This window comes from Vibrio sp. Y2-5 (assembly GCF_014596725.1).
In the GTDB taxonomy this organism is placed as follows: Bacteria; Pseudomonadota; Gammaproteobacteria; order Enterobacterales; family Vibrionaceae; genus Vibrio.
Window position 1 is genome coordinate 703,711 of record NZ_JACVEG010000001.1, and the last position, 15,861, is coordinate 719,571.

General features: G+C 45.3%; 11 protein-coding genes. 7 read left to right on the forward strand and 4 right to left on the reverse strand.

The window, feature by feature from the left end; translation table 11 throughout:
• Positions 1-82 precede the first annotated feature (82 nt).
• Entirely contained in the window at positions 83-904 is an 822-nt protein-coding gene (gene elyC, locus HUO09_RS03290) for an envelope biogenesis factor ElyC (RefSeq protein ID WP_188232962.1), read from the reverse strand.
• 89 nt (positions 905-993) lie between these two features.
• On the opposite strand from elyC, the gene cmoM reads away from it, so the two are divergent.
• From cmoM to mukB, 4 genes are read left to right on the forward strand one after another with little or no spacing between them, the layout of a single operon-like run.
• Positions 994-1,776 (forward strand): tRNA uridine 5-oxyacetic acid(34) methyltransferase CmoM, encoded by a 783-nt coding sequence (gene cmoM / locus HUO09_RS03295; RefSeq protein ID WP_167412710.1) that lies wholly within the window; start codon positions 994-996, stop codon positions 1,774-1,776.
• An 11-nt stretch (positions 1,777-1,787) separates the two neighbouring features.
• Positions 1,788-3,125 carry a chromosome partition protein MukF gene (mukF, locus tag HUO09_RS03300; RefSeq protein WP_167412693.1) on the forward strand — a complete coding sequence of 446 codons (1,338 nt, stop codon included), beginning with the start codon at positions 1,788-1,790 and terminating at the stop codon, positions 3,123-3,125.
• Entirely contained in the window at positions 3,106-3,876 is a 771-nt protein-coding gene (gene mukE / locus HUO09_RS03305) for a chromosome partition protein MukE (RefSeq protein WP_188232963.1), read from the forward strand. Before mukF ends, mukE begins: the two co-directional genes overlap by 20 nt.
• Positions 3,873-8,333 carry a chromosome partition protein MukB gene (mukB, locus tag HUO09_RS03310; RefSeq protein WP_188232964.1) on the forward strand — a complete coding sequence of 1,487 codons (4,461 nt, stop codon included), beginning with the start codon at positions 3,873-3,875 and terminating at the stop codon, positions 8,331-8,333. Before mukE ends, mukB begins: the two co-directional genes overlap by 4 nt.
• Positions 8,334-8,432: 99 nt before the next feature.
• Here the strand turns inward: mukB and HUO09_RS03315 are convergent, their stop codons facing one another.
• The 3 genes from HUO09_RS03315 to HUO09_RS03325 all read right to left on the reverse strand — a co-directional run bounded on the left by HUO09_RS03315 (position 8,433) and on the right by HUO09_RS03325 (position 12,478).
• Positions 8,433-8,966 carry a gluconokinase gene (locus HUO09_RS03315; protein ID WP_223159277.1) on the reverse strand — a complete coding sequence of 178 codons (534 nt, stop codon included), beginning with the start codon at positions 8,964-8,966 and terminating at the stop codon, positions 8,433-8,435.
• A gap of 109 nt (positions 8,967-9,075) precedes the next feature.
• Positions 9,076-11,439 carry a GH36-type glycosyl hydrolase domain-containing protein gene (locus HUO09_RS03320; RefSeq protein ID WP_188232965.1) on the reverse strand — a complete coding sequence of 788 codons (2,364 nt, stop codon included), beginning with the start codon at positions 11,437-11,439 and terminating at the stop codon, positions 9,076-9,078.
• A gap of 19 nt (positions 11,440-11,458) precedes the next feature.
• Entirely contained in the window at positions 11,459-12,478 is a 1,020-nt protein-coding gene (locus tag HUO09_RS03325; protein ID WP_167413863.1) for a LacI family DNA-binding transcriptional regulator, read from the reverse strand.
• Positions 12,479-12,745: 267 nt separating this feature from the next.
• On the opposite strand from HUO09_RS03325, the gene HUO09_RS03330 reads away from it, so the two are divergent.
• The 3 genes from HUO09_RS03330 (at position 12,746) to HUO09_RS03340 (ending at position 15,861) form a co-directional block, all read left to right on the forward strand.
• The gene (locus HUO09_RS03330) at positions 12,746-13,972 is read left to right on the forward strand and encodes an ABC transporter substrate-binding protein (protein ID WP_188232966.1); all 1,227 of its coding nucleotides are present in this window, start codon (positions 12,746-12,748) and stop codon (positions 13,970-13,972) included.
• An 83-nt stretch (positions 13,973-14,055) separates the two neighbouring features.
• The gene (locus tag HUO09_RS03335; RefSeq protein WP_167413186.1) at positions 14,056-14,940 is read left to right on the forward strand and encodes a carbohydrate ABC transporter permease; all 885 of its coding nucleotides are present in this window, start codon (positions 14,056-14,058) and stop codon (positions 14,938-14,940) included.
• Between the two features lie 12 nt (positions 14,941-14,952).
• Complete coding sequence (locus tag HUO09_RS03340) at positions 14,953-15,861, forward strand: carbohydrate ABC transporter permease (protein ID WP_188232967.1); 909 nt, start codon at positions 14,953-14,955, stop codon at positions 15,859-15,861.

Here is a 15,861-nt window from a genome sequence, read left to right on the forward strand (position 1 = left end):
TACCGTTCAAATTGTTCAGAAGTTGTACTGTGTGGATAAGAAAAAACCCGCACTAGGCGGGTCTTATATAGAGAGTGAAAGATTATTGCTGGTTTTGTGTCGCTGTTTCTTCATAACCTGCAACATAGTCACGAAGACTCTGCCAAAGTTGACCTAAGCTCTCGTGCCAGAATCTCTCTGTTTGTTCCAAATAACGCGCTTTCGGCGTGTATTTCTCCCAAGGCTGAGCAATGTTCACCTGCGCTAGGAAGTTGGTTGGCGCAGGGATAGGGTTTAATCCTGCCGATTCAAACTCTTTAATCGCTCTTTCCATATGGCTAGCAGAAGTCACAAGTACCAGCTTTCTGTTTTGGACGAAAGCGGCGGCTTGCCTAGCTTCTTCCCATGTGTCTTTTGCCGTTTCCAACAATACAATGTCAGATTTAGCGACGCCAAGTGCCAAAGCAACGCGTGCAAGCATTCGAGCATGGCTGAACTCACTGCCACCGGAGTAGCCAGAAAGAATCAGTTTAGATCCCGGATACATGCGAACAATCCGAATACCTTCGGCTAAACGCATCAATGCAGTACGAGAGAGTTCGGACGTAGGAGGTATGTCGTCGTCAACGACATGACCGTTACCTAAGACCATCACATAGTCAATGGTGCCCTCCACAGGAAGGAACGCAGAGTATTGACGCTCCAGCGGCATCAATAAACGGGTTGATATTGGTTGGAACGAAATAAGGAAAAGACTGGTGAGTGAAAATAAAACGATGAGGCTGCCAGTCTTTCGCTTGGCAGTAAACATAATCAGCATTAAGCCGATAAATCCCACAATCAGCAGTGCTGGCAAGGGCATTAAAAAGGATGAAACAATCTTTTTCAGCTCAAACATAAACAAAATAGTCCGAAAAAACAGCACTTGATAATAAAAAGGGATAAACCCTCTTTATTCCTGCTATTCCTATGACAAAATAGCAGCACGAATTCGTTATGATAACTCAAGCCGCCGTGACAGAAGATCGCAATTTCGACGATATTGCCCACAAATTTGCAAAAAACATTTATGGCTCTGACAAAGGAGAAATCCGCCAAGTCATTGTTTGGGAAGATCTCGCACAGATATTAACCAATTTTGACCAATCAGAATCTCCATTGCATGTACTTGATGCTGGTGGTGGGCTCGCACAGATGTCGCAGAAGATCGCCAAACTCGGGCATCGGGTCACCTTATGTGATCTTTCTTCTGAAATGCTCAATCTTGCAAAACAGGATATTGCCAATCATGGCTTGCTTGATCAATATCATCTGGTTCATTCTCCTGTGCAAAATATTCAGGAGCATTTAAGTGAACCGGTTGATGTACTGATGTTTCACGCAGTGATGGAGTGGTTGGCAGACCCTAAACCGGCATTGGAAAACTTGTTAGATCAGGTTAAACCAGGTGGTATGGCGTCTGTCATGTTCTACAACTATCACGGGCTCGTTTATAAGAATGCGGTTTGTGGCAACATTCCTCATGTATTAGAGGGGATGCCGCACCGGAAACGATTCAAGCTACAACCTCAAACCGGATTACTTCCTACGGAAGTGTACCAATGGATAGAGGATGCAGGGTTTGAGATACAAGGAAAATCGGGTATTCGCTGTTTCAGTGATTATATTGGCAATGTGAAAAACATGGGCGAATACCAATACGATGATGTATTGGCTTTAGAACGAAAATTTTGTCGTCAAGAGCCATACCTCTCATTAGGCCGATACATACATGTATGGGCTAAGAAAAAACAATAACAGGAATAACAATGGGTGAGTTAACTCAGGAAGCTGTTGAGCAACCTATTGATGAATTGGTTAGCTGGGTAAAACAGCATGATTTCTCATTAAATCTATCGACTGAGCGACTCGCATTTCTCATTGCAATCGCAGTGCTGAGTAACGAAAGATTTGATGAAGAACTCGGTGAAGGCGAGTTGCACGATGCATTCACTATAGTCACTCGAATGTTTGAAGATACAGGTGAAGCGTCGGCTTTTCGTGCTAACAACGCCATTAATGAGCTAGTTAAACAACGCCTAATCAGTCGCTTTACCAGCGAACTCACTGAAGGCGCAAGCATATATCGCCTGTCGCCACTGGCGATAGGTATTACTGATTACTACGTTCGTCATAGAGAGTTCTCTAAGCTTAAGCTATCTATCCAACTCTCAATGTTGGCAGACGAAATGGCAAAAGCCGTGGAATCTGCGCAGCAAGGTGGTTCAGTTGGATACTGGAAAAAGAACGTTTTCGGTGTATTGAAATACTCTGTGGGTGAAATCTTTGACCGCATCGATTTAAACCAGCGCGTCATGGACGAACAACAGCAATCCGTTAAAGAGCAAATCGCAGAGCTTCTGAATAAAGATTGGCGAGAAGCGATTAATAACTGTGAAGCGCTGCTTTCAGAAACGTCTTCTACGCTTCGTGAGTTGCAAGATACCTTGCAAACCGCAGGCGATGATCTTCAAACTCAGATTTTAGATATTCAGGAAATCGTGTATGGCGATCCTGAACTTGAGTTTATTGAAGAGACCTTATACAGCTTGCAGATGAAACTTGACCGTATAACGAGTTGGGGGCAGCAGGCGATTGACTTGTGGATTGGTTATGACCGCCATGTGCATAAGTTCATTCGCACCGCTATTGATATGGACCAAAACCGCGCGTTTAGCCAACGTCTTCGTCAATCCTTTAATGACTACTTTGAGCAACCTTGGTATTTGACCTATGCCGATGCTGAACGTCTGATGGATCTACGTGATGAAGCCTTAATACTTCGTGATGATGAAGTCACAGGCAGCGTTCCAGACGAAGTGGAATACGAAGAGTTCCAGCAAGTAAACGATGAACTTGCTGAGAGAATTGGCGCTATGCTGCAAGTGCATAAAGACCAAGGACAAGCGATAGATTTGGGTGCGGTATTGCGCGATTACCTCGCCGCTCATCCAAAAACTCATCATTTTGATTTAGCACGAATTGTTGTTGATCAAGCCGTTCGACTCGGTTACTCCGAATCGGATTACCGAGCGATTCAGCCGGACTGGCAAGCAATCAACGATTTTGGTGCAAAGGTACAAGCAAATGTCATCGACAGATATTAATGAATACATGCCAGAAAATCTGGCAAAAGCGATCAGCAATCCGCTTTTCCCTGCACTGGATAGTGCCTTGCGTGCAGGTCGACATGTTTCCAGCGACGATTTAGATAATCACGCATTCCTATCGGATTTTGAAACGGAACTGGCGCATTTTTACCAACGTTATAACACAGAACTGGTACGTGCCCCTGAAGGCTTCTTTTACTTGCGTCCGCGTTCTACAACATTGATCAGCCGCAGTATTTTGTCCGAGCTGGACATGCTGGTGGGTAAAGTGTTGTGTTTCCTCTATCTCAGCCCAGAGCGTTTGGCTCATGAGGGTATCTTTACCAATCAAGAGTTGTATGAAGAGCTGCTTGCGCTAACCGATGAGAAAAAGCTCATGAAGTTAGTGACCAACAGAGCGAACGGTTCTGATTTGGATAAAGAGAAACTGTTTGAAAAAGTTCGTGCATCACTTCGCCGTTTACGTCGTCTAGGCATGATCATCAATATCGGTGAAACCACAAAATTCAGTATCAGTGAAGCGGTATTCCGTTTCGGCGCTGATGTACGAGTCGGTGACGATATGCGTGAAGCGCAATTGCGCCTAATCCGTGATGGCGAGGCTGTTGTGCATACACAGGAACCCAATCAACATAGTTTGTTAGATGAAGGTTTATTAGAGGAAGGCCTGTTAGATGAGCACTCGCTAACAGATGAAGACCCCCTAACAGAGCAAGTCGATGAAACAGAATTGGAAGGTGACGCATGATTGAAAGAGGTAAATATCAATCGCTGACCATGGTCAACTGGAACGGCTTCTTTGCTCGTACTTTTGATATTGATAGCTTAGTCACGACCTTATCAGGTGGTAACGGTGCTGGTAAATCGACCACTATGGCTGCATTTATCACTGCGCTTATCCCTGACCAAAGCTTACTGCATTTCCGAAATACAACAGAAGCGGGTAGCTCGCAAGCGTCTCGTGACAAAGGTCTGTTCGGTAAGTTGCAACCGGGGGCCTGTTACGCGGCACTTGATGTGGTGAACTCTCGCAAACAACGATTACTGTTTGGTGTGAAGCTGCAACAGGTTGCTGGCCGTGATAAGAAAGTGGATATCAAACCATTCCTTATTCAAGGTTTACCTAGCCACATCAAACCGACGGACATCCTAATCGAAACGGTTTCAGACAAACATGCGCGCGTACGTCAAATCAACGACGTAAAAGCTGCTGTGTCTGCAATTGAAGGCGCGCACTTCAAAGCGTTCAGTTCGACTGTGGATTACCACGCGCAAATGTTTGAGTTTGGCGTTCTGCCGAAGAAACTGCGCGGTAGTAGTGACCGTTCTAAATTCTATCGTTTAATCGAAGCCTCTTTGTACGGCGGTATTTCAAGTGCGATTACTCGTTCGCTTCGTGATTACCTGTTGCCACAAAATGGCGGGGTAAAGAAAGCGTTCCAAGATATGGAATCAGCGTTGCGTGAAAACCGCATGACGCTGGAAGCGATCAAATCAACCCAAGCCGACCGCGATCTGTTCAAGCACCTAATTACGGAATCGACCAACTACGTAGCGGCTGATTACATGCGTCATGCCAATGACCGCCGTAACAAGGTTGGACAGACCCTAGAACTGCGCAAAGAGTTGTTAAGCTCCCGTGAAACCTTGATTGAGCAAAACAGTTTGCTTAACCGAGTGCATGAAGAACTTGAAATGTTGGTAGAGCAAGAATCTGCACTTGAGCAAGACCATCAGGGTGCTTCTGACCATCTGCAACTGGTTCAAAACGCATTGCGCCAGCAAGAGAAAATTGAACGCTATCAGGATGATCTTGAAGAGCTGAACATGCGTCTTGAAGAACAGATGATGGTGGTGGAAGAAGCTCAGGAGCGCTTATTAGAAGCCGAAGAGCAGGCGACAGTTGCGGAAGAAGAGGTGGATAGCCTCAAGACGCAACTGGCCGATTACCAGCAAGCTCTGGATGTTCAACAAACCCGTGCACTGCAATACCAACAAGCATTGCAAGCGCTAGATAAAGCGCAGCAGCTACTGGGTGATGATGCTATCAGTGCTGAAAACGCCGTAGCGAAAGTGGCAGAGCTTAAGCAGCAACAGGAAGTGCGCACTTCAGAGTTGCTGTCTCTGAAACACAAACTGGATATGTCGTCTGCGGCAGCGTCTCAGTTTGAGAATGCGTTTAGCTTAGTGAAGCGCGTGTTGGGCAATGTTGAACGCCAAGATGCAGCTCAACAAGCAAGAACACTGATTCGTCGTGCTAATGAAGCCCAACAAGTGACGCAAAACGAACAACAATGGTATGCGCAGCAACGAGATTTAGAACGTCGCTTAGAGCAACAAACCGCTGTTCGTAAACTTGTTGATGACTACCAAAAACAACACAAAGTCACTTTGAGTGATGAAATGGCGGTAGAGCAAGAGCTAGAGCGCCATCAAGCGGTATTGGAAAACTTAGAATCGACACAAGAAGAACTGCGTGAGAAACGCAGTGAACAGCGTCGCCTAGAGCAAGACCAACAGCAGAAAATTACTCAGCTTGAAGTTATCGCTCCTGCTTGGATTAAAGCAAACGATGCACTAGAAGTTCTACGTGAGCAAAGCGGTGCAGAGCTGGCTAACAGCCAATCTGTTATGGCAGAAATGCAGCAGGTATTGGAGCAGGAGAAAATCCAATCCAACGCTAAAGATAAGCTTGCTGAGCGTCGTGAGGTTCTAGATCAAGAAATTGAACGTTTAGCATCTCCAAGTGGTTCGAACGATCCTCGTTTGAAAGGTTTAGCCGATACGCTAGGTGGTGTATTGCTGTCGGAAATTTATGACGATATCACCATTGACGATGCGCCATATTTCAGTGCGATGTATGGCCCTGCACGTCACGCGATTGTGGTTTCTGACCTGACAGGTATCAAAGAAAAACTGATTGAACTGGATGATTGTCCTGAAGATCTCTACCTGATTGAAGGCGATGTAGACGCGTTCGACGACAGTTCATTCAATGCCGAAGAACTGGATGGCGCTGTTTGTGTTCAGTTCAATGACCGTCAGATCCGTTATTCACGTCTGCCAGCTATCCCTCTGTTTGGTCGCGCTGCGCGTGAACAGCGTTTAGATCTATTACGCTCTGAGCGTGAAGACGTAGTTGAGCAACATGCGAAAGCTGCTTTTGATTCGCAAAAGCTGCAACGTCTATACACCAGCTTCAATGAGTTTGTCGCCAAGCATCTGCACGTGGCGTTTGATGCAGATCCAGAGCAAGCAATTCAAGTGGCGCGTGATAAACGTAACCAAATCGCTCGTACTTTGGCTGAGTTAGACAGTCAGGATCAACAACAACGCAGTCAAGTGCAGCTCAGCAAACAAGCGATTTCTGCACTAGATAAAATTGCGCCGAACATGTTGCTGATTGAAGATGATTCTCTAGCGGAACGAGTAGAAGAAATCGCGCAAAAGATTGCTCAGTTGAGTGAATCGAAAAGCTTTATTTCGGCTCATGGAAAGACGATTGTTGAGCTCGAAAAAGTGGTCAATGCGCTGGATGCAGATCCAGAGCAATTCGACGCACTGGAAGAGCAATATCAACAAGCGGATGCAAACCTCCAACAATTGAAAGCGCAGATTTTTGCGTTGTCTGATTTGGTTGAACGCCGTCATCACTTTGCTTATTCAGACTCAGTGGATATGTTGAGTCAAAGTAGTGAATTAAGTGAGCAGTTGAAAGCGAAGCTAGTGCAAGCGGAAAGCACCCGTAATCGTACTCGTGAAGAGCTGAAACAGTCTCAAGCACAAATTGGTCAATACAATCAGGTATTGGCATCGCTAAAGAGCTCGCATCAGGCAAAACTTGAAACGGTTCAAGAGTTTAAGCAAGAACTACAAGAGTTTGGTGTTCATGCAGATGAAGGTGCGCTTGAGCGTGCACAACGTCGCCGTGACGAACTGAATGAACGTCTGCATACTTCTCGAGCTCGTAAGAGTGAGTACGAGCGTACCATTACCTCTACCGAACTTGAGATGAAGTCTCTGGCGAAGCGTCTTAAGAAAGTCGAGAAAGACTACCGTGATTTACGTACTTTCGTTGTGAATGCAAAAGCGGGCTGGTGTTCTGTACTGCGTTTAGCGCGCGAAAACGATGTAGAGCGCCGTCTGCACAAACGTGAACTTGCTTATTTGTCGGCGGATGAACTGCGTTCTATGTCAGACAAATCATTAGGTGCGCTTCGTTTAGCGGTAGCAAATAATGAAGATCTGCGTGATGCGCTACGTCAGTCGGAAGACAATGCTCGCCCTGAACGTAAAGTATTGTTCTATATCGCTGTTTACCAGCATCTTCGCGAACGCATTCGTCAAGACATCATTCGTACTGATGACCCAGTTGAAGCTATCGAAGAGATGGAAGTGGAGCTGGCACGTCTAACCGAAGAGTTGACTCAGCGTGAGAACCGTTTGGCTATCAGCTCTGAATCGGTGGCGAGCATTATTCGCAAAACCATTCAGCGTGAACAGAACCGAATCCGTATGCTGAACCAAGGCTTGTCAAACATTGCCTTTGGTCAGGTGAAAGGCGTTCGTCTGAATGTTAAAGTTCGTGAAAGTCATGAAATCCTATTAACAGGATTGTCAGATAACCATGAGCAGCACAGAGATCTTTTTGAAAGCTCTCGCTACACCTTCTCAGAAGCGATGGCGAAGCTATTCCAACGTGTGAACCCGCATATCGATATGGGGCAGCGCTCGGCTCAGGTTCTGGGTGAAGAGATGCTGGATTACCGTAACTACTTAGAACTGAGTGTTGAGGTAAGTCGTGGTTCAGATGGTTGGTTACAAGCGGAATCTGGAGCACTGTCTACCGGTGAAGCAATTGGTACCGGTCAGTCAATTTTGCTGATGGTGGTTCAAAGCTGGGAAGAAGAGTCTCGTCGTCTGCGTAGTAAAGATATCGTTCCATGTCGTCTGCTGTTCTTGGATGAGGCTGCGCGTCTTGACTCTAAGTCAATTGCAACGCTGTTTGAGCTATGTGATCGCTTAGATATGCAGCTTCTGATTGCGGCACCTGAAAACATCAGCCCAGAGAAGGGGACAACCTATAAACTGGTGCGTAAGGTGTTTAAAGACCACGAGCACGTTCACGTGGTTGGCTTAAGAGGCTTCGGACAAACGGAAAAACCGAAATCCGAAGAGCAGTTATTAGCCGAAGAGCTCAGTTAATAACGGAAACCTAATAAAAAACGCCTTCTTGAAAGAAGGCGTTTTTGTTTCTAATCACACAAGGTTAAAGGTAGTAAACATTAAGCGCAGTTGTATTTGTTAACTTAAATAAGCCTTACTAACAGAAACACACTGATTCACGACGTCTGCAATAGAACCCGTAATATCGATTTGGTGAGTATTTGGTTCTTGCGATGAAGGCATTTCAAGAGTAGCGAATTGGCTGTCGAGCAGTGACAACGGCATAAAGTGACCTTCTCGGTTTTGCATTCGTTGTGCAATCACTTCTTTGTCGGCATGAAGATGCAGGAACACCACATTGTTATTATCTTCACGTATTTTGTCGCGATACGTCTGCTTTAACGCCGAGCAAACTATCACGCCGATTTCGTTTTTCTTTTCGATGCTAAAAACAGAGTCACGGACTCGCTCTAGCCAAGGGGCTCGGTCATCATCATTCAGTGCTTGACCTTGAGACATTTTAATTACGTTGGCTTTAGGATGCAGATCGTCACCATCAATAAACTTACCGTTAATGGCTCTTGCGAAATGCTCACCTACGGTTGATTTTCCTGTGCAGCATACGCCCATGATGATGAACACTGCAGAATGTTGGTTTTTGTTATCGCTCATAGTTTGACTCAAATTGATTTTAGTTTTTGTTAGAGGCTTCATTGATGAGGCTAGGGAATAGGTCAGAGAGGTTAACTCTGACCTATGGATCGGTTCTTAGGTTGGGTTGCTAACGATGAAAGATGCGAACAACGACCTCGTAAGTCTTGCCCGCAGTGATATTTTCAATCACGTTCGATGATAGGCAGTGGCCGTCTACAACAATGCCTGCTTCACTCTCACTGCTTACCGCTTGGTATTCAACATCGAATGTCGCACCACGGAATTGACGCAATACATGAGCATGTTTCCAGTCAGAAGGTAATTGCGGTGCAATCACAAGACCTTGTTGGCAACCTTTCAAACCAAATAACTCCTCAATCACTAAGCGGTAGTACCATGCGCCAGTACCTGTATTAAACAGGTTGCTTGAACGTCCTGCGGTTTCAGGGAACTGGTAGTATGCCCCGCGATAGTAATTTGGAATGTATACAGGGAGCTGACCTCGTTGAGCAAAGGAATCACTTTCTGGATCGGCTAACATCTTTCTCAGGGTCTTAAAGGCTCTGTCGGACTGTTTAATGTTGTACATACTCGCAGCATAAAAAGCAGCGGCATGGTTATAGACAGAACCATTCTCACCAGAGCCTGGCCATTTTTGCGTAACACGGCCAACATCTTCTCGCATAGCTGTAAATGCAGGGGCGCATAACATCACACCATAAGGCGTATCCAATTGCTCATCTACGGCTTTGAGCATTCGTGCGGTTTGTTGTTCATTAGGCATATTGGCTAGGAAAGCCCAACTTTGTGTATTTAAGAAGATACGTCCTTCTTTGTCCTCAGGTACGCCGAAAGTCACACCGTCATCAGTGATACCACGAGCATACCAGTCACCCTGCCATAAATACTCGTCGGCAATAACCGCAAGTTCATCGACGGTTTTTTGGAACTGGTCGATTTTCTCGCTGTGATTAACACCGCGAGATTGGTGAATCCAAGATTGCAGAGCAAAACTTAATGCTTGAGTTAACCAGCCTGAAACTCCTTTGCCTTTGTAACCCACCATATTCATCGGGTCACACCAATCTCCCTGAGCAATATAAGGCAAGCCGCGTTCATCGCGTGCGTGACACATGTACTCCATGGCAAGGTTCATGTGTTCCAGTACGCAGCTCTTCTCGTCGGAATCAGCCCAAGCGACAGGTTCATTGAGCAGAGCCCAATCATTGGTTTCATTTAAATACGCTTCCAGAATCAGCGTCAGCCAGACTGAGTGGTCTGTATGAGGGATCTGGTTGATATATTTTAATTCGGCTTCTGGTGTTAACAGAATGCCATCAGGCATTTCACCATCGCGTTTCTGCTGTGCCAAAGAAGTGAGAATAACCTGCTTAGTCTCATGGCTGTTGACATAGGCCATGCCCATGCCATCTTGCAAATAGTTACGTGTCTGTGGGTCAGTGGTTAATCGATGCGTATCCCCATGGTAGAACACCTGACGAGGCAACCAGTTATTAACGAACTGATCAAAGATTTTGTCCGGTGTTGATACCTGTAGCACCCCTTTACCCGACTCAATGTAGTTTTCGTAACGAGTGACAGTCTGGTTCCTATTTGCGCCCAGAGTCTGCTCTAGGGTGTCGCTGATCTCGGCTTTATCCAATGCTGGTCCGAATACAAAGTTAAACTCTTGTTCTTCTTCAGATTGCAGGTTTAGTGCAAACTGCATTATGCACGCTGGCATTTCATAGTAGTTGGCTTGATCACTCAGCGCGTTACCTTGTTGTAGGGCTGTTGGATTATGTAAGCCTCCTTGCCCTTCAAAGCGGGGAATGCTGGTTTCAAAATGAGTCGGGCGCACATCACAAGCTAAGTATGTGATGTCTTTAAAATGTTTATTCTTCTCGTAGTCCTCAAGCTTTTGGTATGGCGTGATCGAGGTACAAACAATCGAATTCAGCGTTTCATCGTAGTGAGCCGCCATGTTCATCCAAGACATATAGCCGACCGGAAAGTAGGGGACGAGCGAGATCTTTCTCGCCTTATTGTCACGATTCACAACCTTGACCTTCCATAGTTCAGCAACAAAATCAGCGCTAAGGGTGAGAGTTATCTCCAGTTCAATACCGAAACACTTGATGTGCCATTTAATATCGTTGAGGCCAGGTAGGAACTGATAGCTATCGAGCTCTTTCTTCATTGGTGCAAATGGTGCTGAGAACATCTCACCGCTTTCATCATCTCTCAGATAAAAAAAGCGACCTGGATGGTGGGCGAAGTACGGTTGCTCTGGCTGCATAAAACTGGTGGCCGCCATATTCGGATTGTGAGCGTATTTTTTAGGCTCAGGGTTCATATATTGAGCTACAGCGTAACCTTGACAATTCACATGAATCATCATCTTCTTATTCCATAAATATCCCGCGCTGTTGGGTACTAGTGTTGGGTCATCTAGTAAGAAGCGTTTGCCGGAGTCAATATAGTGTGTCATTCAATAGGCCTCTGAAATACTACTTAGTTTCCAATTGTTTTACTGAGTGGGTTGAATTGCGGATAGATAACGTTGGCTCAAAACGAGTCTTTATTGGCAGTGATTCGCCGTAACATAAATTGAGGATCTGGTGGCAAGCATTGATAGAGATTTCTTCTAGTGGAATGCGCACGCTGGTTAACGATGGCGAGGCATATTCAGCCAAGTCAATGTCGTCATAACCAATCACCGATACCTGCTTGCCAACGACGATACCTTGTTCGTTCAGTGTAGAGATCGCCGCCATGGCGCTATTGTCGTTACCACAAAATAGAGCGGTAAATGGGATACCTTTATCAATCAGGCGTTGAGTGGCAGCGCGGCCCAGTTCGAAACTATAGCCGCCGGATTCAATTAACTCTGGTTTCACCTGTATGCCAGATTCAGCCAGACGGTCGATGAAGCCTTGATGACGACTGATAGCATCTTGTGCATTCATACGTCCCGTGACGATGGCAATCTCGGTGTGTCCCAACTCAACTAGGTGTTCCGCGGCTAAGCGACCACCTTGGTAATGATTAGCACAGAAAGTTTTGTCTATTAATTCTTCGACATCACGGTTAATAAACACCACTTTAGGGTAGCGAGCTTCGATTTTCGCTAGTTGGACAACGGATAACTCAGGGCATGACATCAAAATGCCGTCGCAATCACGTTCAATCAAGTAATCGAGGCACTTGATTCGTTCTTCATCGTTTTGTGCATCTTCAGCGTTGGCCAGAATGATGTGCTTGTCCCGCTTGCGGAGTTCTCGCTCAATGGTTTGCAACATTTTTCTATGAAATGAGCCAGAGAAAGAGGGTACCCAAAGGCCAACAATATCTGAACGTTTTGACGACAGTGAACGCGCCATACTGTTCGGACGATAATTTAATTCTGCCATCGCAGCTGCGATTTTTTTGCCTGCTTTGGGTGAAACAGAAGCGTTTCCCGAAAGGTGTCTGGAAACGGTTCCGACTCCAACTCCCGCCAATTTGGCTACATCTTTTATCGTCGCCATAGATTTCTACTCACTTACCTAAACTACTGCTTTTAGCTCATGTTAGAGCCATATTTTGCATATTTACAGATTTTTTTCGCCTAAAACTATTAATTTATGCATTTAGTGATCAGTTCCTCATATTGATATATTTAATAAAAGATCTTCTAGAAGAGTCTTATTTATAGATATATAAAATATAAAAATGGAATCGATTCCATTTTAAACCATTATGATTCACGTTAATTATTATTAATAGACACAATAACGAACTCTAAAGGTACCCCCATGATTAAGAAACTTACTTTGGCTGCCGCTATTACCCTCGCTACCGCGCCAGCTTTTGCTAAAGAAGAAGCAGAAGTGATGCACTGGTGGACTTCCGGCGGCGAATCTGCAGCGATTAAGGTCTTAGCCGATGCTTTTGAGGCGCAAGGTGGAACTTGGAAAGATAGCGCAGTGGCGGGTGGTTCAAATGCTCGTAGTGCCGCAATCAACCGTATGATTGGTGGTTCCCCAACGACAGCGGCTCTATTTAATACTTCTCAGCAGTATCACGAGATGATTGCAGAAGACATGCTGAACAATATCGATGAAGTAGCGAAAGCCAATAACTGGGAACAAATCTTGCCGCAACCGACTTTGAACGCCATCAAGGTTAATGGCCATTTCTATGCGGCTCCTGTGAACATTCATATGCCGGGTTGGTTCTGGTATTCAAAAGAAGCATTTGCTAAAGCGGGTATTGAGAAAGAGCCTACTACGGTTGATGAACTGTTTTCAGCTCTAGATAAACTTAAAGCTGCAGGCTATATCCCTCTGGCTCTAGGTGGTCAAAACTGGCAAGAAAACCTAATGTTTGCCACCGTTCTAAGTAACGTAGGCGGCAAGCAGCTTTACCTTGATGCGCTAGGTAAGCGTGATAGTAAAACACTTAACTCAGCGGAATTTAGAAAGGTTGTTGATACTTTCTTGAAACTTAAGCCATACGTAGATGCAGGTTCTCCGGGGCGTAACTGGAATGATACAACCAGTCTCGTTATCAACGATAAAGCGGGTATTCAAATCATGGGTGACTGGGCGAAAGGTGAGTTCACTCAAGCCAACAAAATTCCTGGTCAAGATTATGGTTGTTTCCCAGGTCTAGGCGATGATTCTCTTTACATCGTGGGTGGTGACGTATTTGTATTCCCGAAAACCGACGATAAAGGACAAATCGCAGTCCAACATAAACTGGTTGAATCAATGCTAAGCCCTGAGACGCAAGTTAAGTTCAATAACTTGAAAGGTTCGATCCCAGTGCGTACCGATGTCGATGTTTCAAGCATGGATATTTGTGCACAAAAAGGTGCAGCGATCCTAAAAGTGGCTGACCGTCAGGTACCTGATGGCTCAATGCTGATGGAAGAATATCTATACGGTTCACTTAAAGATGCTGTGACTGAAGTATGGAACGCGCAAGAGATGACAACAGACAAAGCAGTAACCATCTTTACTCAAGCTCTTCGTGACTAATATTGCTTTCACTGATAAGGCGTACTTCGGTGCGCCTTTTTGAAGTTTGTCTCTCTTATTTTGACTTATCTTGGAGTGCATCGATGAATGTTGCTGCGGTGCAAAGACACCTAAAACGTAACGCACTTGCCTATTTGGCAGCCTTACCGATGGCACTGACCGTGTTGATTGCCTACATGGGCACTATGTTCTGGTCGGTTCGTCTTTCATTTTCTAGTTCAAGAATGTTGCCTAAAAGTGACTTCGTTGGGTTCTCTCAGTATGAGCGACTATTCAGCACTTCCCGCTGGGTCACCTCGCTGGAAAATTTACTGGTCATTGCTTTTCTATTTCTCGCAATCTGTTTTGTGCTGGGTTTTTTATTGGCTGTTTTTATAGATCAAAAAATTAAAGCTGAGAGCTTCTTCAGAACCGTATTTTTGTTCCCTTATGCCATGTCTTTTATCGTAACGGGTTTAGTGTGGCAGTGGATATTTAATCCACAGTTGGGTATCCAAAAAACAATGATTTCCTTGGGTTGGGAATCTTTCTCTTTTGATTGGATTGTTAACCCCGATATGGTGCTCTATACCGTCGTTATTGCTGCGGTATGGCAGGGTGCAGGTCTTGTAATGGCACTGCTTCTGGCTGGTCTTCGTGGCATTGATGACGATTTATGGAAAGCGACCAAAATAGACGGCATTCCGACTTGGCGTGTCTATATCAGCATTATTCTGCCTATGCTACGCCCAATGATTATCACGACAGTCGTTTTACTCTCTATCAGCATCATCAAGATGTATGACGTTGTTGTCGCAATGACTGGCGGCGGACCCGGTGTGGCAAGTGAAGTTCCGGCTAAGTTCATCATGGATAACCTATTTGAACGCGCCAATATCGGATTGGCGACTGCAGCATCGACCGTGATGCTAACGACTGTCTTGTGCTTAATCGCGCCATTCATCTACTCAAATTACATTAAGAAATAAGGTGGGTAACTTATGTCGGCGACACATTCACCTACAATGAAATTGACCGCGTCAGAGCGACCGATGTCCGTTAAAGCACAATGGGGACGCTTTGGCGTTTACGGATTTTTAACCATTACAGCACTGTTCTTTTTGTTGCCTCTGTACGTGATGCTGGTGACGTCATTTAAAGAACTGGACGAGATTCGCTTATCTTCTATTTTTGCGCTTCCGCAAAACTTCTCATGGGATGCATGGAAAGTGGCATGGAGCAGTGCATGTACAGGCTTGCAGTGTAATGGTCTACAAGTAGGTTTCTGGAACTCAGTCCGTATCTTAATTCCAAGTGTGGTTATCTCTGTGCTATTCGGTGCCATCAACGGATACGCTCTGTCATTTTGGAAAATTAAGGGCGCGAACCTGCTTTTTGCTTGCCTACTTCTAGGCGCATTTATCCCTTATCAAGTGTTTATCTATCCCTTGATTCGAGTTTATGCAGATATTGGTATTTACGGCACTTTGACTGGCGTAGTGGTATCTCACGTCATTTTCGGTATGCCAATCATGACGCTGTTGTTTAGAAACTATTACAGCACTCTACCGATGGAGCTGTTTAATGCTGCGCGCATAGACGGAGCAGGTTTCTTCAAGGTGTTCTTCAATATCATGCTGCCAATGTCAGTGCCAATTATCATTGTGGCGGTGATCATGCAGGTGACCAATATCTGGAATGACTTCTTAATCGGTTTGGTCTTCGCGGGTAACGACAACCTGCCAATGACCGTCCAACTCAATAACATCGTGAATACAACAACAGGCGAGCGTGCCTATAACGTCAATATGGCCGCTACCATTCTTACATCACTTGTACCGCTAATCATTTATGTCGCTTCTGGGCGTTGGTTTGTTCGTGGTATCGCCTCTGGTGCAGTAAAAGGGTAA

What these genes read in the sequence shown, in the direction of transcription:
- mukF (WP_167412693.1), top strand. Translation starts at nt 1,788, where the DNA reads ATGGGTGAGTTAACTCAGGAAGCTGTTGAGCAACCTATTGATGAATTG.
- mukE (WP_188232963.1), top strand. Translation starts at nt 3,106, where the DNA reads ATGTCATCGACAGATATTAATGAATACATGCCAGAAAATCTGGCAAAA.
- mukB (WP_188232964.1), top strand. Translation starts at nt 3,873, where the DNA reads ATGATTGAAAGAGGTAAATATCAATCGCTGACCATGGTCAACTGGAAC.
- HUO09_RS03315 (WP_223159277.1), bottom strand. Translation starts at nt 8,966, where the DNA reads ATGAGCGATAACAAAAACCAACATTCTGCAGTGTTCATCATCATGGGC.
- HUO09_RS03320 (WP_188232965.1), bottom strand. Translation starts at nt 11,439, where the DNA reads ATGACACACTATATTGACTCCGGCAAACGCTTCTTACTAGATGACCCA.
- HUO09_RS03325 (WP_167413863.1), bottom strand. Translation starts at nt 12,478, where the DNA reads ATGGCGACGATAAAAGATGTAGCCAAATTGGCGGGAGTTGGAGTCGGA.
- HUO09_RS03330 (WP_188232966.1), top strand. Translation starts at nt 12,746, where the DNA reads ATGATTAAGAAACTTACTTTGGCTGCCGCTATTACCCTCGCTACCGCG.
- HUO09_RS03335 (WP_167413186.1), top strand. Translation starts at nt 14,056, where the DNA reads ATGAATGTTGCTGCGGTGCAAAGACACCTAAAACGTAACGCACTTGCC.
- HUO09_RS03340 (WP_188232967.1), top strand. Translation starts at nt 14,953, where the DNA reads ATGTCGGCGACACATTCACCTACAATGAAATTGACCGCGTCAGAGCGA.